At 71.1% G+C, this 23,403-nt stretch carries 16 protein-coding genes and 1 pseudogene; 12 read left to right on the forward strand and 5 right to left on the reverse strand.

The window, feature by feature from the left end; genetic code table 11:
* Window positions 1–52: 52 nt before the first annotated feature.
* Window positions 53–1,386, forward strand: a protein-coding gene (locus tag ACZK5D_RS16260; RefSeq protein ID WP_463664529.1) for an IS3 family transposase whose coding sequence is annotated in 2 segments (ribosomal slippage) — window positions 53–332 and window positions 332–1,386 — 1,335 coding nt in all. Because the reading frame shifts where the segments join, the coding sequence is not laid out codon by codon here.
* A gap of 471 nt (window positions 1,387–1,857) precedes the next feature.
* Here ACZK5D_RS16260 and xylB read toward each other — a convergent pair.
* Window positions 1,858–3,249: a xylulokinase gene (gene xylB, locus ACZK5D_RS16265; RefSeq protein WP_463666065.1), complete on the reverse strand. Its 1,392-nt coding sequence runs from the start codon at window positions 3,247–3,249 to the stop codon at window positions 1,858–1,860.
* A gap of 11 nt (window positions 3,250–3,260) precedes the next feature.
* Entirely contained in the window at window positions 3,261–4,430 is a 1,170-nt protein-coding gene (gene xylA, locus ACZK5D_RS16270; protein ID WP_463666066.1) for a xylose isomerase, read from the reverse strand.
* Between the two features lie 73 nt (window positions 4,431–4,503).
* Here xylA and ACZK5D_RS16275 point away from each other — a divergent pair, with 73 nt between their 5' ends.
* The 4 genes from ACZK5D_RS16275 (at window position 4,504) to ACZK5D_RS16290 (ending at window position 9,333) form a co-directional block, all read left to right on the forward strand.
* On the forward strand, window positions 4,504–5,733 hold the full coding sequence (locus ACZK5D_RS16275) for an ROK family protein (RefSeq protein WP_463666067.1): 1,230 nt from the start codon (window positions 4,504–4,506) through the stop codon (window positions 5,731–5,733).
* Between the two features lie 27 nt (window positions 5,734–5,760).
* On the forward strand, window positions 5,761–6,612 hold the full coding sequence (locus ACZK5D_RS16280) for a VOC family protein (protein WP_463666068.1): 852 nt from the start codon (window positions 5,761–5,763) through the stop codon (window positions 6,610–6,612).
* Window positions 6,613–6,800: 188 nt separating this feature from the next.
* On the forward strand, window positions 6,801–8,318 hold the full coding sequence (locus ACZK5D_RS16285) for a potassium/proton antiporter (protein WP_463666069.1): 1,518 nt from the start codon (window positions 6,801–6,803) through the stop codon (window positions 8,316–8,318).
* 64 nt (window positions 8,319–8,382) lie between these two features.
* Complete coding sequence (locus ACZK5D_RS16290) at window positions 8,383–9,333, forward strand: PPK2 family polyphosphate kinase (RefSeq protein ID WP_463666070.1); 951 nt, start codon at window positions 8,383–8,385, stop codon at window positions 9,331–9,333.
* A gap of 3 nt (window positions 9,334–9,336) precedes the next feature.
* Here ACZK5D_RS16290 and ACZK5D_RS16295 read toward each other — a convergent pair whose 3' ends face one another.
* On the reverse strand, window positions 9,337–9,693 hold the full coding sequence (locus tag ACZK5D_RS16295) for a BlaI/MecI/CopY family transcriptional regulator (RefSeq protein ID WP_463666071.1): 357 nt from the start codon (window positions 9,691–9,693) through the stop codon (window positions 9,337–9,339).
* Between the two features lie 80 nt (window positions 9,694–9,773).
* Here ACZK5D_RS16295 and ACZK5D_RS16300 point away from each other — a divergent pair, with 80 nt between their 5' ends.
* Together ACZK5D_RS16300 and cydB are read left to right on the forward strand one after the other, a co-directional pair.
* Window positions 9,774–11,258 (forward strand): cytochrome ubiquinol oxidase subunit I, encoded by a 1,485-nt coding sequence (locus tag ACZK5D_RS16300; protein WP_463666072.1) that lies wholly within the window; start codon window positions 9,774–9,776, stop codon window positions 11,256–11,258.
* 16 nt (window positions 11,259–11,274) lie between these two features.
* Complete coding sequence (gene cydB, locus ACZK5D_RS16305; protein WP_463666073.1) at window positions 11,275–12,351, forward strand: cytochrome d ubiquinol oxidase subunit II; 1,077 nt, start codon at window positions 11,275–11,277, stop codon at window positions 12,349–12,351.
* An 86-nt stretch (window positions 12,352–12,437) separates the two neighbouring features.
* Here the strand turns inward: cydB and ACZK5D_RS16310 are convergent, their stop codons facing one another.
* A complete protein-coding gene (locus ACZK5D_RS16310) occupies window positions 12,438–13,007 on the reverse strand; it encodes a DUF4395 domain-containing protein (protein WP_463666074.1) in 570 nt (189 codons plus the stop codon).
* A gap of 321 nt (window positions 13,008–13,328) precedes the next feature.
* On the opposite strand from ACZK5D_RS16310, the pseudogene cydD reads away from it, so the two are divergent.
* The 3 genes and pseudogenes from cydD to ACZK5D_RS16325 form a co-directional block, all read left to right on the forward strand.
* A pseudogene (cydD, locus tag ACZK5D_RS16315) lies at window positions 13,329–14,924 on the forward strand (thiol reductant ABC exporter subunit CydD); the annotation flags it as partial.
* A 240-nt stretch (window positions 14,925–15,164) separates the two neighbouring features.
* Window positions 15,165–16,778 carry a thiol reductant ABC exporter subunit CydC gene (gene cydC / locus ACZK5D_RS16320; protein ID WP_463666077.1) on the forward strand — a complete coding sequence of 538 codons (1,614 nt, stop codon included), beginning with the start codon at window positions 15,165–15,167 and terminating at the stop codon, window positions 16,776–16,778.
* Window positions 16,779–16,781: 3 nt separating this feature from the next.
* Window positions 16,782–18,287 carry a molybdopterin-dependent oxidoreductase gene (locus ACZK5D_RS16325; RefSeq protein ID WP_463666075.1) on the forward strand — a complete coding sequence of 502 codons (1,506 nt, stop codon included), beginning with the start codon at window positions 16,782–16,784 and terminating at the stop codon, window positions 18,285–18,287.
* A 977-nt stretch (window positions 18,288–19,264) separates the two neighbouring features.
* Here ACZK5D_RS16325 and ACZK5D_RS16330 read toward each other — a convergent pair.
* Window positions 19,265–20,350, reverse strand: coding sequence for a glycerate kinase (locus ACZK5D_RS16330; protein ID WP_458995290.1), 1,086 nt, complete (start codon window positions 20,348–20,350; stop codon window positions 19,265–19,267).
* A 170-nt stretch (window positions 20,351–20,520) separates the two neighbouring features.
* On the opposite strand from ACZK5D_RS16330, the gene ACZK5D_RS16335 reads away from it, so the two are divergent.
* Together ACZK5D_RS16335 and ACZK5D_RS16340 are read left to right on the forward strand one after the other, a co-directional pair.
* The gene (locus ACZK5D_RS16335) at window positions 20,521–21,792 is read left to right on the forward strand and encodes a glycosyltransferase (RefSeq protein ID WP_463666076.1); all 1,272 of its coding nucleotides are present in this window, start codon (window positions 20,521–20,523) and stop codon (window positions 21,790–21,792) included.
* A gap of 576 nt (window positions 21,793–22,368) precedes the next feature.
* Window positions 22,369–23,403, forward strand: a 1,035-nt coding sequence (locus tag ACZK5D_RS16340; RefSeq protein WP_463665531.1) for an IS110 family RNA-guided transposase, incomplete at its 3' end; no start/stop codon positions are given.

Raw genomic sequence — 23,403 nt, forward strand, 5'->3', positions numbered from 1 at the left:
TGTCAAGTGTCGGGTTTGATGGAGGCATCCAAGTCACGAAGGAGGGCATCGGATGCCAGCACTACGGAAGTATCCCGACGAGTTGCGTGAGCGGGCGATCCGGCTCACATTGGAGGCGAGGAAGGACCCGGCGTCACGGCCGGGGGCGATCCGCCGGATCGGGGAGCAGCTAGGGATCAACCCGGAGACGCTACGCGGCTGGGTGTCCCAGGCAGAGGTCGACGAGGGTACCCGGCCGGGCACCACGACCTCGGACGCGCAGCGGCTGGTTGAGCTTGAGCGGGAAGTGCGCGAGCTGCGTCGGGCCAACCACATCTTGAAGACCTCGGCGGCTTTCTTCGCGGCGGAGCTCGACCGCCCCAACCCCAGGTAGTCGCCTACATCGACGCCCATCGCCATGACGTGGTCGATGGGCGCGAGGTCGGGGTCGAGCCGATCTGTCAGGTCCTCACCGAGGCCGGCGCCAAGATCGCCCCGTCGACGTACTACTCCGCCCGGTCGCGGCCACCCTCGCCGCGCGCGGTGCGCGATGAGGAGTTGAGGGTCGAGATCGCCCGCGTGCACCGCGACAACTACGGCGTGTACGGGGTGCGCAAGGTCCATGCGCAGCTGGTTCGCGAGGGCATCGCCGGGCACGCCTGCCACCCGACGGGCTCCGGCCTGATCGCACGATGCACCACCCGTCGGCTGATGCGCGAGCTGGGGTTACGCGGCCTGATCCGCTCGAAGAGCCCCCGCACCACCCAGCCCGGCAACGGGCCGGACCTGCGCCCCGACCTGGTCGAGCGCCAGTTCCGCGCCGACACGCCGAACCAGCTGTGGGTCGCCGATATCACCTATGTGCGCACCTTCGCCGGCTGGGTCTACGTCTCCTTCGTCCTCGACGTGTTCTCCCGCCGCATCGTGGGCTGGCAGGTCTCCACCAGCTTGCGCACCGATCTGGCCCTCGACGCCCTCGAGATGGGCCTGTGGACCCGGGCCCGCGACGGACACGACACCAGCCAGCTCGTCCACCACTCCGACAGAGGAACCCAATACGTGGCCATCCGCTACACCGAACGGCTCGCCGAGGCAGGAGCAGTCGCCTCGGTCGGCTCCCGCGGCGACTCCTACGACAACGCCATGGCCGAGGCCCTCAACTCCCTGTTCAAGGGCGAACTCGTCCGCAATCGCGGCCCCTGGCGCTCGATCGACGACCTCGAGATCGCGGTGGTCGAATGGGTCCACTGGTACAACCATCGGCGCCTCCACGGAGAGATCGGCCTGATCCCACCCGTCGAATACGAGACCGCCCACTACAGCGCCAGAGCACACGCGACGGCCTGCACCCAGCCCTTCGACGAGCCCGAGCGTGCAATCCATGCCTCCATCAAAGCCGGAACTTGACAGTTCCACGAACCCATCCATTGGCTCAAACCCCACCACCCACAAGTTGACGCGAGGTGGGGACAGCAGGGCGGGGGGTGGTGGGGGACGGGGCAGGTTGGGTGGGCGTTGATGACGGTGCGCGGCAGCGCGAAGCGCCGCCTACCGGCATCATGGGCGGCCCGGCCCCCACCACACCCCGCCAGGCCCGACCACAGCCCCCACAAGGAAGCGGGGCCAAAGCCCCTGGTCAACTCGCGTTTCTTAGGCTTCGAGGCCGCTTCGCGGCACCTCAGCCAGCGATCGAGGGCGGGGGATCCAAGTCCCCAGTCACCTCAGGCTTCATAGGCTTCGAGGCCGCTTCGCGGCACCTCAGCCAGCGATCGAGGGCGGGGGATCCAAGTCCCCAGTCACCTCACGCTTCATAGGCTTCGAGGCCGCTTCGCGCCACCTCAGCCAGCGATCGAGGGCGGGGGGCCGAGGCGACGACCATCACCAGCCGTTGGACTCCACCAGCCGGGCCGCGACCTCGCGGTAGCGCTCCGCGATCTCCGGCCGCGACACCGCCTCGTAGGTCTCAGTCGACGACGACTCCCACGCCGGCCGCGACCCCGTCAGCGCCCACGCCGCCTGCCGTGCCGCACCCAGGGCGACATATTCCGCGGGCGCCGGAACGTCGACGGGCACGCCGAGCACCTCAGGTGCCAGCCGGCGCACGGCCTCGGACTTCGCCCCCCCACCGATGAGGCTGACCCGCTCGATGGAGACGCCGAGGCGACGGATCGCCTCCAGACCCTCCCCCATCAGGCAGAGGAGGCCCTCGACGGCGGCCCGCGCCACATTCTCGGGCGTGAAGTTCTTGAGCGTCATGCCCACCAGCGACGCCGTCGCATCGGGCAGGTTGGGCGTCCGCTCCCCCTCGAACCACGGCACCATGACCAGGCCCTCCGCCCCGGAGGGGGCGGCGAGCGCGAGCCGCGACAGCTCGTCGAAGTCGACCCCGAGCACCCGGCGGGCGGCGTCGAGGATGCGGGCCGCGTTCAGCGTGGCGGTGAGCGGCAGCCAGGAGCCCGAGGCGTCGGCGAACCCGTTGACCAGGCCCGACTCGTCGTAGGCGGGCGTCGACGACACCGCCGCGACCACACCGGACGTGCCCAGCGACACGCTCGTCTGCCCGGGCCGCAGATCGAGTCCCAGGGCCGCGCCGGCGTTATCCCCGCAGCCGGGCCCGAGGACCCAGCGGCCGCCGTCGACGCCCTCCGAGGGCGCCAGCACGCGCGGCAGGATCACCGACGACGCGTCGCGGCGCAGCGCCAGCGACAGCAGATCGCGCCGGTATTCGTTGGTCACCGAATCGAAGTACCCGGTGCCCGACGCGTCGGACCGGTCGGTGACCAGATCGGACAGGACCCCGGATCCCTGGATCTTCCAGGTCAGCCAGTCGTGCGGCAGCGCGACGGCGGCCACCCGCTCGGCGTTCTCCGGCTCCGCGTCGGCGAGCCAGCGGAGCTTGGTGTTGGTGAACGACGCCAGGGGCAGGTACCCCACCGCCGGGACCCACCCGTCGAACTCCTCGCGGAGCTCGCGGGCGGCGGCCGCGGATCTGGTGTCGTTCCAGAGCAGGGCCGGCCGGATGACCTCACCGGAGGCATCCAGCGCGACCATGCCGTGCTGCTGGCCGCCGACGCTGATCGCGGCGACGTCGTCGAGCCCACCCGCGGCTGCGGAGGCCTCCTGGAAGGCGGTCCACCAGTGGTCCGGGTGAACCTCCGTCCCGTCGGGATGGGAGGCGGCGCCCTGGCGGACGATCTCACCGGTGTCGGCGTCAACCACCAGCACCTTGCACGACTGCGTCGACGTGTCGACGCCGGCGACCAGCGTCACGGCTTGACCCCTCAGGCCTTCAGGAGGTGGCGGACGGCGGCCTGCTGCAGCTCGACGAAGTGGTACTCGCGGGCACCCTTCTCGTCGGCGTTCGGCATCTCGGCGGCGCGCAGGTCGGCGATCGTCTCGCCCTCGGCGAGCGTGGGCTCGGCGAGCTCGAAGATCGAGGCCTCACGCATGAGCTCCTGGACGGCCGGATCCGCACGGAACGCGCGGGCGCGCTCGGCCAGCAGGCGGAAGGTCTCCATGTTGGCGCGGGCCGAATCCCAGATGCCCTCGACGCCCTCGGTGCGGCTGGGCTTGTAGTCGAAGTGGATCGGGCCCTCGTATCGGGGCGCGTCCGGGCTGGCCGGGAAGCCGTTGACGAGCAGGTCGACGGTGAAGAACGAGCTCATCAGGTCGCCGTGGCCGAAGGCCAGGTCCTGGTCGTACTTCAGGCCGCGCTGGCCGTTGAGGTCGATGTGGAAGAGCTTGCGGGTGTACAGCGCCAGCGCGAGGCCGGTGGTGTAGTTGAGGTTGGCCATCTGCTCGTGGCCCACCTCGGGGTTGAGGCCGACGATGTCGCCGTGCTCCAGCGTGGCGATCAGGCCGAGCGCGTGCCCGATCGTCGGCAGCAGGATGTCGCCGCGGGGCTCGTTGGGCTTGGGCTCGAGGCCGATCTTCAGGTCGTAGCCCTGGTCCTTGATGTAGCCGGCGATGGTGTCCAGGCCCTCGGCGTAGCGGGCGTGGGCGGCGAAGTAGTCCTTGGAGGTGTCGTACTCGGCGCCCTCACGGCCGCCCCACATCACGAAGGTGGAGGCGCCCACCTCGGCGGCGATGTCGACGGCGTTGAGGATCTTCTTCAGCCCGAAGCGGCGCACGGCGCGGTCGTTGGAGGTGAGCCCGCCGTCCTTGAAGATGGGGTGGCTGAAGGTGTTGGTGGTGACCATCTCGATGGTCAGGCCCGACTTGTCGCAGGCGTCCTTCAGCTGGTTGATCCGGCCCTTGGCGGTGGCCTCGTCGGCGTCGAAGGGGTAGATGTCGTTGTCGTGGAACGTGATGCCCCAGGCGCCCAGCTCGGCGAGCTTGTCGGCATAGTGCCACGGGTCGAACTCGGGGCGGGTGTCGGAGCCGAACGGGTCGGTGCCGCGCCACCCGACGGTCCAGAGACCGAACGAGAACTTGTAGTCGTGATCCGTCATGGTGTTTCTCCTCATCGAGAGCAATATTGTTTCTTTCCTGAACTTATAACGAATCTGGGCTAGAGTCAAGCGCATGCAGACAGGTCTTGAGAGCCCGAGCGGCGTCGCCAGGCAGGGGAATCTGCGCGCCAGCAACCTCTCCCTCGTCGCGCGCCAGATCTTCGCCAGCCGAACCCCGATGGCAAGGGCGGACGTCGCCAAGGCCACCGGCATGACCAGGTCGACGGCGTCGCGGATGGTCGACGAGCTCGTTGCCGCCGGCATCGTCACCGAGTCGGATCCCGTGCCGTCCAACCGTCGCGGCCGGCCCTCGGTCCCGCTCAGCCCGCACGGGGGAACGCTCCTGGCACTGGGACTGGAGATCAACGTGGGCCACAGCGCGGCCCGGCTGGTGGATCTGACGGGCGCCGTTGTCGCCGAGGCGGACCTGCTCGAGGACCACGTCGGCTCGGATCCCGCACCCGCCCTCGCGCAGCTGGCGCAGCTCGGCCGCGCCTGCCTCGACCGCCTGCCCGACGGCGCCACCCTCGTCGGCATCCAGGTGGCCGTCCCCGGCCTCGTCGACGCCGCCACCTCCACCCTTCTACGCGCGCCCAACCTCGGCTGGCGCAACGTGGACCCGCGGCCACTCCTGCGCGACGGCGGGCTCGCGGAGGTGGACGCCGTCAGCTTCGGCGTCACCAACGAGGCCGACAGCGCCGCCATCTACGTCAGCCGGGAGCGCCCCGGCCACCCCGGCCCGCTCGACACCTTCCTCTACCTCTCCGGCGAGGCCGGCATCGGATCGGCACTGGTCAGCAACGGGAAGGTGTCGCTGGGCACGCGCGGGTGGGCAGGCGAGATCGGACACGTCTGCATCACCCCCGACGGCCCACCCTGCGGGTGCGGCGCCACCGGCTGCCTCGAGCGCTACGCGGGCACCCGCGCGCTCACCGAGCTCGTCGGGGTGGAGACCATCGAGCAGGTCAGACTGGCGTTCCAGGAGGGCGACCCGGGAGCCGCCGCCGCCATCGACGCCGCGGGCCGCGCTCTGGGCCTTGCCCTGGCCAACGCCTGCAACCTGCTGGACATCACCACCGTCGTCCTCGGCGGGGACCTGGCGCTGTTCGCCGAGGAGTACCGCCCGCACATCATGCGGGAGCTGGACCTGCGCCTGCTCGCGCGGCCGTTCTCGGACCCCGTGGTGCTGGCCGTCCCGCCGGACCACGCGACCCCGGCCTTCGGCGCCGCGTTCATCGCGCTGGAGCGGGTGCTGGACAACCCTGCCCGCTGGGCGCCGGAGGGTCGCGGCAGTATTGCTTAGTTGAAGCTTAAACTATAGACTGGGGTCATGAGCCTCGCCGCAGACACACACATGGGCCGCCTGGAGCTTCGCGTCCGGGACATGCCCACCATGCTCGCCTACTACACCGACGGAGTAGGCCTCGAGCCGCTGGCCGACGAGCCGGGCGCGGTCACCCTGGGGCACGGCAGCACCCCGATCGTCCGGCTCACCGAGTCGAAGGACCTCCGCCCCGCCCGCCGGACGGACGCCGGCCTCTTCCACACGGCGGTGCTCTACGAGGAGCTGCCCGCCCTCGCCGCCACACTCGTGCGGATGTACCAGCGCTACGCCGACACCTACGCCGGCACCGGGGACCACCTCGTCTCCCAGGCGTTCTACTTCACCGACCCCGAGGGCAACGGCGTCGAGCTCTACCACGACCGCCCGCGCGACCAGTGGCAGTGGACCGGCAACCAGGTCCAGATGGCCACGCTCTACATCGACCCCTCGGAGTTCGTGTCCAAGCACCTGGGCGGGCTGGACCCCTCCACCCTGCCTCCCACGCAGGCGGAGCTGGGCCACGTCCATCTCCAGGTGGGCGACGTGGCCACCGCTCGCTCATTCTACGTCGACGCGCTCGGGTTCGACCAGACCGCCATTCTCGGCGGGTCCGCGCTCTTCGTCTCCGCCGGCGGCTACCACCACCACATGGCGATGAACGTGTGGAACTCCGCGGGCGCGGGCCCGCGGCACAACACGCTCGGCATGGGCGTGGTCGACATCCTGGTCCCCACCGTCGAGGAGATCGGCAAGGCCGACGAGCGGCTCCGGTTCTCGGGCCACGCCCCCACCTTCGACGGCCGGACCCTCTCCGTGCTGGACCCGTGGAGGAACGAGATCCGCCTCACAGTCGGCTGAGGTCGCCTCACCCGCGGAATCGATCCCCCAGTGGGGTCGTCCTCGCTCAACCCGGAGCGTGGTCGACCCCACTGGCGGATCGATTCCGCGCTCCCCGGCCCCTGAACCGTCGATCCGGGCGCCGCTGAGGCCGCTAAGCTCTTGCCCACCGGCCGAAGGGTCCCCATGCGCACCACGCGAGCCAGACCATGACCCACGAGGAGCTCAATCTCGTGGTGCTGGCCGTGTCCGGCATCTTCCTGGCCGCGGTGATCGCCGTGCGTCTGTCCTCCCGCAGCGGCATGCCGGGCATGCTGCTCTACCTGGGCATCGGGCTGATCATCGGCGAGGCGGGCCTGGGGATCCGCTTCGACGACACTCAGCTTGCCTACAACCTCGCCCTCATCGCGGTGGCGGTGCTCCTCACCGACGGCGGATTCACCACCCGCTGGGCCGACCTTCGCCCAGTCGCCGTCCGTTCGGGGCTCCTCGCGACAGCCGGGATCATGATCTCGGTCACGGTGGCCGCGACCTTCGCCGTCCTCCTGTTGGGCTTCGACGTGCGCACGGCCATCCTGCTCGCCGCCACCGTCTCCTCCACGGACGCGGCCGTGGTGTTCGCCATCCTGCGCCGGCTCCCGGTCAAGCGCCGCGTCCGGACCACGCTCGAGGGCGAGTCCGGCTTCAACGATCCGCCGACGATCGTGCTCGTCAGCGTCGTCGCCTCAGACGCCTGGAACCAGGGCTCGGTCTCCGCGATGGTGGGCACCGCCGTCTTCCAGCTCGTGGCCGGGGCGCTGATCGGGCTGGTCATCGCCCGCATCGGGCAGGTGCTGCTCAGCCGGATCTCGCTGCCGTCGGCCGGCCTCTACCCGCTGGCCACCCTCACCATCGCCATGGCCGCCTTCGCCACCGCCGGCATCGCGCACGGCTCCGGGCTGCTCGCCGCCTACGTGGCCGGCATCTGGCTGGGCAACCAGGCGCTGCCCCATCACTCGACGACGGAGGGCTTCACCGAGTCCCTCGGCTGGCTGGCGCAGATCGCCCTGTTCATCATGCTGGGGCTGCTGGCCTCCCCCGCCGAGCTGCCGGGCGCCGTCGTCGACGCCCTCGTGATCGGCTCCGTGCTGACCTTCATCGCCCGCCCCCTGTCGGTGTGGCTGTGCCTGGCCCCCTTCAAGGTGCCCTGGCGGGAGCAGGCGTTCATCTCGTGGGCGGGCCTCCGCGGGGCCGTGCCCATCATGCTGGCCACCATCCCGCTCACCGCGAACCTCCCCCACGCCAGCCACATCTTCAACGTCACGTTCCTGCTGGTGGTCACCTTCACCCTCCTGCAGGGCCCTACGCTTCCCCGGTTCGCGCGTTGGATGGGCGTCACCGAGGCCATCTCCCAGCATGCGGTCACCTTCGACTCGTCCCCGCTCGAGGGGATCGACGCGTCCCTGGTGCAGGTGGGCGTGCCAGGTGGGAGCCGGATCGCGGGGATGTACGCCGACGACCTCCGCCTTCCCCGGGGCGCCGTCCTCTCCATGGTGATCCGGGGCGACGAGGTGCTCGTGCCGGACCGGAGCACCCGCCTCCACGAGGACGACCAGCTGCTGCTTGCGGTGCGCACGGACCTCGTGGAGCGCACGCAGCGCCGCCTCGAGTTGCTGCACGAGGGCGGGGCGCTGGCCCGCTGGGTCACCTCCGGCCGCAATCGCCGTCGACTGACCGACGACGCCTGACGCGAACTCCTCCCCCGATGCGGCCCACCGGGCCAGAATGGGAAGCCACAGCGAAAGGACCACCATGACTGACCTCTGGAGCGAAGATCCCCGCACCGCGTTGCGCGTCGGGCCGGACTTCGACCTTGCCGCCTTCGACCGCAACAGCGCCCCCGGGTGGACCGGAGGCAAGGGCCCGGCCGACGAGGCCATGGCGGAGCGCGGCGAGCTGATGTCCGAGCTCCAGGAGCGCCTCTTCGCCCACGGCCGCACCGGCGGCACCCGCAAGATCCTGGTCATCGTGCAGGGCCTCGACACCGCGGGCAAGGGCGGCATCGCCCGGCACGTCATGGGAATGGTGGACCCGCAGGGCGTGGCCTTGCGCAGCTTCGGCGTCCCAACGCCGGAGGAGCGCAGCCACCACTACCTCTGGCGGATCCGCAAGGCCCTCCCGAAGCCGGGCCTCATCGGCCTGTTCGACCGCTCCCACTACGAGGACGTGCTGGTGGTGCGCGTCGAGGGCCTCGTGCCCGAGGAGGTCTGGCGCAAGCGCTACGACGAGATCAACCGCTTCGAGAAGAAGCTCGTCGACGACGACACCGTCGTCCTGAAGTTCGCCCTCATGGTCTCCCACGACGAGCAGGGCAGGCGCTTGGCGGAGCGCATCGAGCGCCCCGACAAGCACTGGAAGTACAACCCCTCCGACCTCTCCACCCGCGAGAAGTGGGACGAGTACCAGGAAGCGTATGCCGACGTGTTCCGGTTCACCTCCACCGAGCACGCACCGTGGTTCGTGCTGCCGGCGGACAAGAAGTGGTACACGCGGCTGGCGGCCACCGAGATCATCACCCGCACCCTCGTCGACATGGATCTGGGGTGGCCCGAGGCCGACTGGGACCCCGTCGTCGAGCGGCAGCGCCTTGCCGCGACCCTCACGCCCGACGCCCTCTCCAAGCCCGCCTCCAACGGCAACGGAAAGAGCAGCGGGAAGAACGGCAAGGGCACCGGGAAGAACGGCTCCGGAGGGAAGGGCTGAGGCTCAGCTGACGGCGAGCGGTGCTGCCAGCGCCGCCCGCTCCTCAGCCGTGAGCGACTCGGCCAGCCGGCGCAGCGCCTCGGCGCGCACCTCCGTCGGGACGCGCTCGAGCTGGCGCAGCAGGTCACGCACCACGACCTCGGCCTGCGACGACGTGGGCCGGTACTGCCACGCGCGCGCGACGAGTTCTCTGGAGACCAGGCTCTTCTTCGCGAGCCGGTCCAGCACCGTCATGACGGTGGTGTAGGCGAGCTCGCGCTCCTGGTTCAGCTGTTGATGCACATCGGCCACGGACTGGGGCGCTTCGGAGGCCCACAGCAGCTCCATGACGCGCTGCTCAAGTTCTCCACGTGACGGCATGCGGCCAAGCATAAGGGGCGAAGTCACCCGACGGTGTGGACTCGTTGTTCAAATACGACCCGGGGTAGTACCGTCCTGCCATGGATGCTGTGACCCTGGCACGGTGGCAATTCGGAATCACCACTGTTTACCACTTCCTCTTCGTCCCCATCACCATCGCGATGTCGATGCTGGTGGCGGTCCTCCAGACCTTCTGGGTGCGCACGGGCAAGGACGCCTACCTCCGGCTCACGAAGTTCTTCGGCAAGCTGTTCCTCATCAACTTCGCCCTCGGTGTGGTCACCGGAATCGTGCAGGAATTCCAGTTCGGCATGAACTGGTCCGAGTACTCCCGCTTCGTCGGCGACGTGTTCGGGGCGCCCCTCGCACTGGAGGCGCTCCTCGCGTTCTTCCTGGAATCGACCTTCATCGGCCTGTGGATCTTCGGGTGGGACAAGCTGCCCAAGGGCCTCCACCTGATGACCATCTACCTGGCCGCGTTCGGCACCATGCTCTCGGCCATCTTCATCCTGGCCGCGAACTCCTGGATGCAGAACCCCGTCGGCACCGTGTTCAACAACGGCCGGGCCGAGCTCGACGGCGTCGAGGGCTTCATCGAGGTGCTCACCAACCCCGTGCTGCTGGTCACCTTCCCGCACGTCATCGCCTCGGCCTACATGGTGGGCGGCGGCCTCATGGCCGCCATCGCAGGCTGGCACCTGGCCAAGATCAACCGCGACGGCGAGTCCAAGACCGGCGACACCAGCGCCTACCGCTTCGCGGTGCGCCTCGGCGCCTGGGTGATGCTGGCCGCCTCCCTGGTCACCATCATCAGCGGTGACGCCCAGTCGAAGACCATGACGCAGGTGCAGCCCATGAAGATGGCCGCCGCCGAGGCACTGTTCGAGACGGAGACCAACGCCTCCTTCTCCGTGTTCACGATCGGCACCCTGGACGGCAGGGAGGAGGTCTGGGCGCTGAAGATCCCCGGGCTCCTGTCCATCCTGTCTGGTCACGACGAGGTCAAGGGCATCAACAACCTGATCGAGGAGTTCGAGACCGACGGCTTCCGCCAGTTCGACGGCACCCGGACCACCATCCAGGAGCAGTACGCCTCGGAGATCGCGGCGAACTACCCCGGCCTGGACCCCACGCCGATCATCCCCATCTCCTACTGGACCTTCCGCCTCATGATGGGCCTCGGGTTCGCCGGCATGGCCATCGCGGCGCTGACCCTGTGGGTCACCCGCAAGGACCGGCTCCCCAAGCCCGGCCCCCTGTGGACGCTCCTGATGTTCGCGATGCCGCTGCTGCCCCTGTTCGCGATCTCCTTCGGCTGGATCTTCACCGAGATGGGGCGCCAGCCGTGGGTGGTGGCCGGCGTGATGCCGACGGCGTCGGGCGTCTCGCCCACCGTCGGGGCCGGCACGGTGCTGCTGTCCATGATCACCTACACCCTCATCTACGGCGGCCTCGCCGTGATCGAGGTGTGGCTGTTCCTCAAGTACGCGAAGGCGGGCCTGCCCGACGTCGCGCCCGTCGAGGTCCAGAAGGACCCCGACGCCCCCCTGACCTTCGCCTACTGAGAGAGGAGGACCAGACATGAACAATCTTCTTGAAGCGACAGTGTCCGTCCCGACGCTGCCCATGGTGTGGTTCATCCTCGTCACCGTGCTGTGGCTGGGCTACTTCTTCCTGGAGGGCTTTGACTACGGCGTCGCGATGCTCATCCCGGTTCTCGGGAAGAACGACAAGGACAAGCGCGTCATCGTCAACACCATCGGCCCCGTCTGGGACGGCAACGAGGTGTGGCTCCTGACCGCGGGCGGCGCGATGTTCGCGGCGTTCCCCGGCTGGTACGCGTCGTTGTTCTCCGGCCTGTACGTGCCGCTGCTGCTGGTGCTGGTGGGCCTGATCCTGCGCGGCGTGGCCTTCGAGTACCGCTCGAAGCACCCCGACACCCGCTACCGCAACATGCTGGACTGGTTCGCCATCGTCGGCTCGTTCCTGCCGTCGCTGGTGTTCGGCGTGGGGTTCGCCAACTTCGTCATCGGGCTGGCCAACGACGGGCTGCTGTGGAACGGCTCGTTCTGGGGGCTGTTCGGTCCGTTCGCGCTGCTCGGCGGCGTGATGCTCGTGACGCTGTTCCTGGTCCACGGCTCGGCGTTCATCGCGCTGAAGACCAAGGGCCACATCCACGAGCGGGCCGAGGCGTTCGGCTCCAAGGTGGGCTGGGCCGCCACCGCCATGGTGGCGCTGTTCGTGATCTGCCAGAACGTGTTCTGGCCCGCCAGCTCGGAGTTCGGCGACTTCGCGGTGCTTGCGTGGGTCGCGGGGGCTCTGGCTGTCGCGGCCATCCTCGGCGCCACCGTCATGATCGGCAAGGGGCGCGACGGGTGGGGCTTCGTCCTCACCGGCACCGCCGTCGTCACCCTGTTCGTGGGCATCTTCCTCAAGATGTACGGCAACCTGGGCTTCGCCCAGGACGAGTCGGTCCCCGTCGACGAGCGCCTCAACATCATCACGGCGGCGTCGTCGGAGACCACGCTGACCATCATGACGTGGGCCGCGGTGATCTTCGTGCCGATCGTGATCGGGTACCAGTCGTGGTCCTACTGGGTGTTCAGCCGTCGGATCTCGACGAAGAACATCCCCGAGGACGTGGTCGCGGTCCACTGATCCGCACGTGAAAGAGGGGGTCCGGGCTCAGTGCCCGGACCCCCTCTTTCCGTCCCCGCGTCTGTGAACTCGCTCGGCGACCCTCGTCAGCCGGCCCGGGACGCCGACGGTGCGCAGTCGACGCACACGTCCTCCGGGATCACGCCCAGGCGCATCAGGGCCACGAAGATCTTGCACCCGAGGCAGAAGCCGAACGCCGCCTCCAGCGTGGGCAGCACGATCATGATCCCGGCCAGCACGGCGGCCGCGACGATGGCGCCCGTGGCCCCGGTGAGCGCGTGTGTGATCCACAGCGAGGTGATGGCAGCCGACATGACGGCGCCGATGCCGGCGGCGAACCGCTTGGGCGCGAACGCCGTCGGCCTCTTGGCGACGGCGAGGCGGGGCCGGACCCAGGAGCCGACCGCCCGTGCGATCGGGCTCCAGCGGGGGCCGGCCGCGGCGCGGAGCGTGAAGTCGGCGAACAGGACGGCGTAGAGCCACCACTGCTGCGTCGCGAGGGCCAGCACGCCCACCGCAACCACCACCGCGGCGATCAGGCGGACCGTCACGTCGTCGACGTAGGTGGGCACCCGCGAGACGGAGATCCCGCTCGCGGAGGGACCGACGAGCGGGGCGGGGCGAGCGGGCGGGGCGTCGGTGAGCGGGGAGGTCATATCTGGGTCCTTCGGTTGCGCGGTCTGTGGCGCCCGATCCTCGCGGCGGCGGGCACTGCCGGGGACAACAGTTGAATCGGCAAGAACATTCCCTGGGTGGGCGTCCGGCGCGCCACTTCGCATACCGTGGAGTGCCCGACGACCCACTTCGCATACCGTGGAGTGCCCACGACGGGACCTCGCATACGGCCGCCCTCCTCGCAGAGCCAATGACGTATGCAAAGACGCCCACGGTATGCGAAGTGGCCGGCGGGGAGCCAACCCGGAAGGTGGGCCGGGAGCCCGTCGGGGCGGCCGTGCGCGCTGTGGAAGACTGGGGCGGTGGCAGGCCCCATCCATCCCCGACTGTTCCGCCGCGCACGCGCGACCAGGGGTTTCATGGTGGCGACGGTGCTCGTCGGGCTGGCCACCGCCGTCCTCCTGATCGTCCAGGCCAGGGTCCTGGCGGACTGGATCACCCGGGCCTTCGAGGCGCAGGCCCTCCCACCGGGGTGGCAGGCCGCGCTGCTCGCGCTGGCGGCCGTGTTCCTCGGACGGGGGCTGCTTGCCTGGTTGAGCTCCACGCTGGCCCACCGCTCCGCCGCCGCCGTGAAGTCGCAGCTCCGCCGCGACATTCTGGCCGCCCGCCTCGACACCCCCGTCGCCGCGACATCGTCAGCCTCGCTCATCCGCATCGTCACCCAGGGCCTCGACGCCCTCGACGGCTATTTCTCCAAGTACCTCCCCCAACTCGGCCTCGCCGCCACCGTCCCGTTCCTGGTGGGCGGAGCCATCCTGCTGGCCGACTGGCCGTCGGCGATCATCGTGGCCTTCACCCTGCCGCTGATCCCCGTGTTCATGGCCCTGATCGGCTGGACCACGGAGAAGGCCACCGCGCGGAGCTTCGGTGTCGCGGACAGGCTGGCCAACCACTTCGCGGACCTCATCGCGGGCCTCCCCACCCTCCAGGCGTTCGCCCGCGCACGGGCGCAGCGGCGCGGGGTGGAGATCGGCGAGGAGCAGTACCGCGACGCCACCATGAAGGTGCTGGTCATCTCGTTCCTGTCGTCGTTCGCGCTGGAGCTGCTGGCCACGCTGTCGGTGGCGGTGGTCGCGGTCACGGTGGGCTTCCGGCTGGTCTACGGCGACGTGGACTTCCCCACGGCCCTCTTCGTGCTCATCCTCGCCCCGGAGGCGTTCCTGCCGGTGCGCCAGGTGGGCGTGCACTTCCACGACTCGGCCGACGGGGTGGCCGCCGCGGATGCCGCGTTCGACGTCATCGACGGCGCCGCCGGGCACGCCGGCAGCGCACCCGCGCCGCGAGGCGGGGTCCTCCGGCTCGACGACGTGTCCTACGCCTACCCCGGAGCCGCCGCCCCGGCCGTGGAGGGGCTGAGCCTCGAGGTGCGCCCCGGAGAGGTGGTGGCCCTCACCGGCACGTCCGGCGGAGGCAAGTCCACCGCGCTGGGCATGGCGCTCGGCTTCCTGCCGCCGTCGTCGGGGCGGGTCACGGTCGACGGCGTGGACCTAGTCGGCGTCGACCTCGCCTCCTGGCGCGCGCAGCTCGCCTGGGTGGCACAGGAGCCGGGCATGCTGAACGGCACCGTGGGTGAGAACGTCGCGATGGGCCACCCGGGTGTCGCGGCGGCGGAGATCCGGCGCGCGCTGGCCGACGCGGGCGCCGACTTCGGGCCGGACAAGCCCGTGGGCGACGACGGCGAGGGCCTGTCCGCCGGCGAGCGCCGTCGGGTGGCGCTGGCGCGGGCCCTGGTGCGGATCCGGGTGGGGGGTGCGCGGCTGCTGGTGCTCGACGAGCCCACCGCCGGCCTGGACGCCGAGACGGAGGCGCGCGTGGTGGAGGCGGTGCGGGCCACCGGCGCGGGGGCGCTGATCGTGTCGCACCGCCCGGCGGTGCTGGCGGCAGCGGACCGGGTGGTGCACTCGGGCGCCCCGTCCCTGGTGGATGCGCTCCCCGCCGGCCCGCCGGCCCACGCCCTCGCAACCGAGCCGCGGGTCACCGCCCTCCCAACCGAGTCGCAGGCCCACGCACTCATGGCCGAGCCGCACATCGCCGGCATCGCGGCCGCAGACCAGACCGCCTCCGCTGCCCCGGCCGGGCACGACGCGGGCGGGGCGCTCGCCGTCGGATCCCCGGAGCCGGGCCCGGGCGCCGACGCCGTGGCCGAAGGTGACAGCCGAGCCCACGGATCCCTCCTCCGCGGCCTCCTCGCCTCGGTGCCGAAGGCCCGCTCACGCCTCCTGCTGGCCGTGCTCCTCGCCTCCCTGGCGTCCGGCTCGTCGGTGGCGCTCATGGGCGTCTCCGCCTGGCTGATCTCCTTCGCCGCGATGGCGCCGCCCGTGCTCTACCTGCAGCCCGCCGCCGTCGGCGTGCGCGCCTTCGGCATCTCGCGCGGCGTGTTCCGCTACGTGGAGCGGCTCGTCGGCCACGACGTCGCCCTCCGCCTCCAGGGCGCCATCCGCGTGCGGATCTACGACAAGCTGAGCGGCACCACGCTGATCGGGCGGCGCCGGGGGGACCTGCTGACGCGCGTGGTGGCTGATGTCGCGGCGGTCCAGGACCTCGTCGTGCGCGTGGTGATCCCGATCGCCTCGGCCGCGACGGTGGTGGCCGCGACCACGGTCATGCTGGCCGTGCTCAACTGGCCCAGCGCCCTGGCCCTCCTGCTGACGGCCCTCCTCGCCGGCCTCGTCCTGCCGCTGTGGACGCAGGCCATGAGCAGGGCCGCGGACGCGGCCGCCGTCCCCACCCGCGGACGCCTCGCCGACGGGGTGCGCGAGCTCGCCCGCACCTCCGGCGACCTCGTCGCCTACGGGGCCCAGGCCCCCACCCTGGCCAGGCTGCTGGCCATCGACGACGAACTCCGCAGCCAGGAGGCGCGCGGCGCCTGGATCCGCGGCATCGCGACCGGCGGCCAGGTGGCGGCCGCGGGGGTCGCGGTGGCGGCGGCGCTGTGGTTCGGCACCGCCGCCGTCGCCGCCGGGGGCCTGGACCCGCGCTTCCTGGCGGTCCTCGCCCTGACCCCGCTGGCGCTGCACGAGGTGCTCTCGACATTCGCGCAGGCCGCGCAGACCCACACCCGCTCCCGCTCCGCGCTGGACCGGCTGGACGAGGTGCTGAGCGAGCCCGCCGTCGGCCGCGGGGACGCGGTGGCTGGTGGCGACGGGGAGCCGGGCCTACGGCTCTCGGAGGTCGCGGTGGGGTGGCCGGGGGCGGGCGCCGTACAGGAGGGCGTCGAGCTGAGCGTCGCGCCCGGGGAGCAGGTCGCCGTGGTGGGCCCGTCCGGGGCGGGCAAGACCACGCTGGCGGCAACCGTGATGGGCCTGATCCCCCCGCTGGCCGGCGAGGTCCGACGTGGCGGACGGGTGGGCTACCTGGCGCAGGACGCGCACATTTTCGCCACCACCGTCGCGGAGAACGTGAGGATCGGCAACCGCGACGCCACCGACGACGACATCCGCGCCGCCCTGGCCCGCGCGGGCCTGCCTCTCGATCCGTCGCGGCGGATCGGCGAGGCCGGCACCACGTTGAGCGGGGGGGAGCGGCGCAGACTGGCGCTGTCGCGGCTGCTGGTGGGCCATCCGGACGTGGTGATCCTCGACGAGCCCACCGAGCACCTCGACCGCGAGACGGCCGCCGCGATCATGGACGACGTGTGGCGGGAGTTCGCCCACGTGCCGATGCTGGTCCTCACCCACGACCCCGAACTCGTGGCGCGCTGCACCCGCGTCCACGCGCTCCTTCCCTCAAGTGCCTCGTTGACGCACCATTGACCCATGCCCGAGCGTCGAGCCACCCCAGCGATCGAGGGCCTCATCGCGGTCGCGGCCGGGCTCGGAGCCGGCCACGGACTGTCAGCGCTGATCTCGCCAGGGTCGTCTCCGGTGCTGGCGACGGCGAACCGCCTGATCGACCTGACCCCCACCGTGGTCAAGGAGTGGGCCGTGGCCACCTTCGGGACGGCCAACAAGCCCATCCTGCTGGTGGGCGTCCTGCTGGTGGTCGCCGTCCTCGGCCTCCTCGTCGGGCGGCTGGCCGCCCGCTCGCTCGCGGCGGCCTGGCTGGCCACCTCCGCGCTGGGCGCGCTGTGCGCGGCGGCGGCCTTGACGGACCCGGAGGCCACCCCGCTCTGGGCCCTGCCCTCGCTGCTGGCCGTGCTGGTGGGCGGAGCGGTCCTCACCGCGTTCTCCCGCGTCGGGGCCGGTGACGACGAGACTGCCGGGCCCGGATGGAGCCGACGGCGGGTCCTGGTGGGCGCGGCCGGCGGCGGGGTGGCGTTGGTGGGGGCGGGCCTCGGTGAGGTGGCGCCCACCGTCGCGCCGCCGGGGGCGCCCGTCCTCCCGGTACCGCCCGCGCCCCTCCCCGCCGGACCCGCGGGCCTGGAGGGCACAGTCGAGGGGGTGTCGCGGCTCTACACCCCCAACGCCGAGTTCTACCGCATCGACACCTCGCTCAGCCCTCCGCTGATCGACCATCGCGAGTGGAGCCTCACGGTCGACGGCATGGTGGAGCGGTCGTTGACCCTCACCTGGGACGATCTCCTGGCCATGGATGTGGTCGAGGCCGACATCACCATGCTGTGCGTCAGCAACCCCGTCGGCGGCCCGTATGTGGGCGCGGCGCGGTGGCTCGGCGTCCGGGTGGCCGACGTCCTGGCCATGGCTGGGCCCTCGCCCGAGGCGGACATGGTGCTGAGCAGGTCAGCGGAGGGCTTCACCATCTCAACTCCCATCCAGGCGCTCACGGACGAGCGGATGGCCCTGCTCGCCGTCGGCATGAACGGCGAGCCCCTCCCCCGGCTGCACGGCGCGCCGGTGCGGATGGTTACCCCCGGCCTGTACGGATACGTGGGGTCGATGAAGTGGGTCACCGCCCTGACCGTCACCACCTTCGCGGAGGAGCAGGCCTACTGGACCCGCCGGGGCTGGGCGGAGGAGGCGCCGATCAAGCCCGCCAGCCGCATCGACGTGCCGCGCGACGGGGCAACCGTCCCGGCCGGCCGCGCCGTCGTCGCGGGCGTGGCGTGGGCGCAGGGGATCGGCATCGCCCAGATCGAGGTCAGCATCGATGACGGCCCCTGGCGCATCGCTAGGGAGGGCCCGGACGCCGGGATCGACATGTGGAGGCAGTGGAGCCACGCCTGGGACGCGACCCCGGGCGAGCACCGCCTGGCCGTGCGCGTGACGGACGCCACCGGCCGCCCCCAGGCCGTCGGCCCGGCCGACCCCTTCCCCGACGGCGCCGAGGGTTACCACGAGATCCGGGTCACGGTCTCCCAGTAGGGCCCTTCCGTGGTGATCCCTGCGTGGTGCAGGGAGCCCTGGAGGCATCCCTTCGCCTGGTGCCGGGAGCCCTGGAGGCATCCCTTCGCGTGGTGCCGGGAGCCCTGGAGGTAACCCTGCGTGGTGCCGGGAGCCCTGACACGAGGCATTCCCGCTGGTTGAGCCGCGCCGAGCCGCCTGCGGCTCGCGCGTGTCGAAACCAACGGGCACACGGTGCAAGGACCCTGGTACCGCCCGACCGCTCCTCGACCATACTGGGTCCGGGGCGGGCGGCAGGTGCCGGGAGCCCTGACACGAGGCCCGTGCGGCCCTTGTCCGCCGTCTGCTCGTCGGCCGCGTTCTTGGCTGTGGTCAGGTAGTTGAGGCCACCCGGGCCTCGTCCCACGTCTCCCCGCACTCGTCTGCCTGTGGCGTGGTCCAATCCGGGCGGGTGCCGTCACGGCGGCCCTGGCTCAAGCCTGCTTCAGGCGGGTTCTTCCGGGTGCCCCTCGGGCTGGGCATCCCTGCGCCCAGCCGCCCTGCCGTCCCCCACCCTCGCGCACACCTCACGTCCCCGCGTCGCCGTCGACCTCGTCGCCCCAAGACCCGTGGCACGAAACACCCCACGAAACCACCCTCGGGGCACCATACGCGCCCAACCCCCAATCCCGACGGCGTGTCGTGCACACCCCCACCGCCTGATCGCTCGCCCACGCCCCGAGCGCGGGTCGCCCCCATCCGCCGGTTGAGCGCACTGAGCCTCCCTTCCGACAGCTGGTTGAGCGCACCGAGCCTCCTTTTCCGCTGGTTGAGCCGCGCCGAGCCGCCTGCGGCTCAGCGCGTGTCGAAACCAACTGGCGCCGGTCCCTGGAGTGGGCCGAGGTTCTCGCGATTGGAGCTCGCGCTGTCGGCGCCCAACCCGAGGAGTCACGGGCGGGACCGGCCCCCACCCCCCAGCACCGACCCGGACACACGAACACCACAGCCGTCCCAGACGATCAGCATCGGGTCCCGTGAGAGACGAGCCGCGACGCCAACGCCTTCCCCGCCTCCTCCGCGACCCTCGCCGAGTCCGTCAGCGCCCGCTCCCCCGCCAGATCCCACAAGGAGATCGCCCCGGCCAGGGCGTCGACGGGGGCCTCGATTCGTCCCGCCACCACCGCGACCCTCGAGTCTCCCGCCACCTCGCGCACCACCGAGACCACCTTGCCGGCGGCGGACTGGCTGTCGAAGCGCCCCTCGCCGGTGATCACCAGGTCTGCGCCGTCGACGGCGGCCACGAGCCCTACCGCCTCGGCGACGGCCCGGGCGCCCGACGCCGTCGTCGCCCCCCAGCGCTGCAACGCGAACCCGGCCCCGCCTGCCGCGCCCGCCCCCGCGGCCTCCGGGTCCCCACCCAGCAGCGCCGCGAACCTGCCCACGTTGAGCTCCAGTTCGTCGACGATCCCAGCCCCGCCCTTCTGGGGCCCGAACACCGCGGCCGCCCCGAGGGGGCCGAGCAGGGGGTTCGTCACGTCGGACAGCACCACCGCCCCGCCCGCGGGCGGCCGCAGCATCCCGGACAGGTCCACCTTCCCCACCCGCCCCAGCGCCGCGTTCCCCGGCGAGGTCACCTCGCGCCCCCCGTCGTCAAGGAGCCGGGCGCCCAGCGCCACCAGGAGCCCGGCTCCGCAGTCGGTGGACGCGCTGCCGCCCACCGCCAGCAGCAGCCGCGACACTCCCGCCTCCAGCGCCGCCCGGATGGCCATCCCGAAGCCGATGGTGTGCGCGCCGCGCGCGTCCAGCGGATCGAGCCCGACGATGCCGCATGCGGCGGCCAACTCCACCACGCCCGTCCCGTCCGGGAGCAGCAGCCACGACGACTCCCTCGGGCGTCCGACGGCGTCCACCACCTCCACCGGCACGCGCTCAGACCCGGGCACCGCGGCGAAGGCGTCCAGGGTGCCCTCGCCGCCGTCGGCCATGGGGCGCAGGGCGACGGTGTCGCGGGGGCGGACCGACAGCCAGCCGGCGGCGATCCGCCCGGCCGCCTCGGCCGCGGTCAGGGTGCCCTTGAACGAGTCCGGCGCGATCACGACGTGCATGTGCCGAAGCCTAGAACCCGGAGGAGGGTCGCCGGATCCCCCGATCCGCGCGGCCGAGCACCACCGGCTTGAGGGGCCGGTCCCGGGCCCCCGCACGACCAGTCGGCCACCCCCGCCAGCGCCCTCCGGGGTCCTGCGACGGAGACGGCAGGAAGGGCTAGAGTGACCGGGTGACCTCTCCCGACGCAGCGCCTGGCCGCCGCCTCAAGGTGGCGCAGTTCACGGACAACTACGGGCCTGGCAGCAACGGGTTGATGTTCGCGGTGCAACAGATCGAGGGCAATCTCCTGGACGCGGGCCACGAGGTGATCGTGGTGGCGCCGGAGGCGAAGGGTCCCAACCCGCATCACGGCCGCCCGGGGCGGACCGAGGTGCGGCTGCCGTCGGTGAAGGTGCCGAAGATGCCCACGAGGGTGGCGAACGGCCGTCACTTCGACCGCACCATCGACCGGATCGGCGAGATGCGCCCGGACGTGCTGCACGTGCACGGCTTCGGCACCGTCGGGCTCCTGGGCACCTGGGCGTCGCGGCGCCTGGGTATCCCCATGATGATGACCTGGCACACGGACTTCGAGGCCTACGGGGACCACTACTCCGCGGTCCTGCCGCTGCTCACCGGCGTGCTGCGGGCTTTCGCGAGGCTCACCAAGGGGCAGTTCGTGAGCGCCGAGGACATCCGGCTGGCGGAGATCCGCTACGAGGACCGAGGCAGGTCCACCGCGTCGCTGCTCAGCATCTGCGAGAAGATGCTGGAGCTGTCCACGCTCATCACCACGCCGTCGCCGAAGACCGCCAGCCGGCTCCGCCTGATCTCCCCGGACGCCAACATCCGCGTGATGCCCAACGGCGTGGACCCGCTCCCGTCCGGGCCCGCCCCGTTCCCGCACCCGGACGGCCCCCTGGTGCTGTACGCCGGCCGGATCGCGCCTGAGAAGGGCATCCCACTGCTGGCGGAGGCGTTCGACCTGGTGCACGCGCAGCGCCCAGACGCGCGGCTGTGCATCGTGGGCGACTGGGAACGCTACTCGCGGATCAAGAAGGTCCTCGCCGAGGGCCGCGCGGCGGGTCGGATCATCCTGCCGGGCGAGCAGAAGCGCGACGCGCTGGGCGCCTACTACGCCATGGCGGACGTGTTCGCGTTCCCCAGCCTGACCGACACCCAGGCGCTGGTGCTGCACGAGGCCGCGCTCGCCGGCCTGCCGATCGTGAGCGTGGACCACGAGCTTCAGTTGGTGATCGACCCAGGGGTCAACGGGGAGATCACCCGGCCCACCGCCGCGTCGCTGGCCGCCGGCCTGATGCGCGTGATCGACAAGCTCGACGACGACGCCTGGCGCACGCGGGCGTCGGCGCGCTCCGTCGAGCTGGCCTCGCAGTGGTCCATCGAGTCCCAGGCGGCCGAGCTGCTGCGCCTGTACGCCGAGGTCGCGGCCACACGCTGAGTCCGCTGGTTGAGATGCAGGAACCCCCGTCTCACTGGTTGTGGTGCGAAGAGCCCTGCCTCTGCTGGCTGAAGGGCGAGGAGCCCTCCCTCTCGCTGGCTGAAGGGCGAGGAGCCCTCCCTCTCGCTGGCTGAAGGGCGAGGAGCGCTCCCTCTCGCTGGCTGACTTGTAGGAACGCTCCTTCTTGCGCCCCAAGGGCCGCCCGCGGCCCCGGACACTGAGGTGTGAGGAGCCCTCCCTCTCGCTGGCTGAAGCGCGAGGAGCCCTCCCTCTCGCTGGCTGAGGTGTGAGGAGCGCAGCGACGAGCCTCGAAGCTGTGAGTCTGGTGTCACCACCTCATTGGTGGTGTTGTTGGGATCGACGGTCGCGTCGTGACTCTCCTCGAAGCTGGCCCTCCGGGTGCCTTGGTCAGGACATGTCCGGCGTGAGCGTCGACCCCGACCCGAGCAGAAACCAGTGGCCTGATTCAGGAGCTTGACCAACCAGCGTCAGCAGCGCCGGTTGTGTCCCATCACAGTTGTGCCTAGTCCCTGCCCGGATCGGAACCCGATGGTTGACGTCCATGGAAGGGGACGCATGTCCAGTGTGAAGAATCTCCGCGAGCTTGTCGACCTCGTGATCGGGGTCGACACCCACGAGCAGTTCCACGTCGCCGCGGCCGTTGACGCGGTCACCGGCGGGGTGCTCGACACGATCAAGACCCCGGCCGACCCGGCCGGCTATCAGCAGCTCATCGACTGGGCCCACACCCGTCCCGGCCGGCGCGGGTGGGCCATCGAGGGCACCAACAGCCACGGCATCGGCCTGACCCGCGCCCTGGCCGGCGAACTGGTGGTCGAGGTCGACCGACCAGAGCGGATCAAGCGCCGCAACGGCGCAAAGTCCGACTCCATCGACGCGGTCCGGGCAGCCCGGGACGCGTTGGGCCGGGACTCCCTGTCCACCCCGCGGGCGGTCACCGGTGACCGTGCCGCGCTCCAGGTCCTTGTCACCAGCAGACACCTGACGATCACGCAGGCCACCGACACCGAACGCCAACTCCGCTCGATGGTGCTCACCGCCCCCGACGAGCTCCGGTCACGGTTCACCGGCCGCAAGACCGCCCCGATGGTCACCCAGGCCCTGAAACTACGACCCCACACCAATGACGACCCCCTGACCGGGATCCTGATGCCGGTACTGAAGGAACTCGCACAGCGGGCCCGGTCGCTGCGGCTCTACGCCAAGGCCCTGCAACGGCAGATCCTCGACATCGTCAGGAAGTGGCGCCCTGACCTGCTCGACCTCAACGGCGTCGGACCGATCGTCGCGGCGAGCCTGCTGCTGGTGTGGTCCCATCCCGGACGCGTCCACTCCGAGGCCGCATTCGCGATGCTCTCCGGAACCGCCCCCATCCCGGCCACCAGCGGCACACAACAGACCAGACACCGCCTTAACCGCTCCGGCGACCGCCACCTCAACCAGGCCATCCACACCATCATCCTCTGCAGACAACGCAACGACCCAGCCACCAAGGCCTACATCGAACGCCGCACCGCTGAAGGCCGAACCAAGCGAGAGATCCGCCGCTGCCTCAAACGATACGTCGCCCGCCAGACCTTCAGAATCCTC

It is taken from the genome of Tessaracoccus yangjingae, assembly GCF_055326235.1.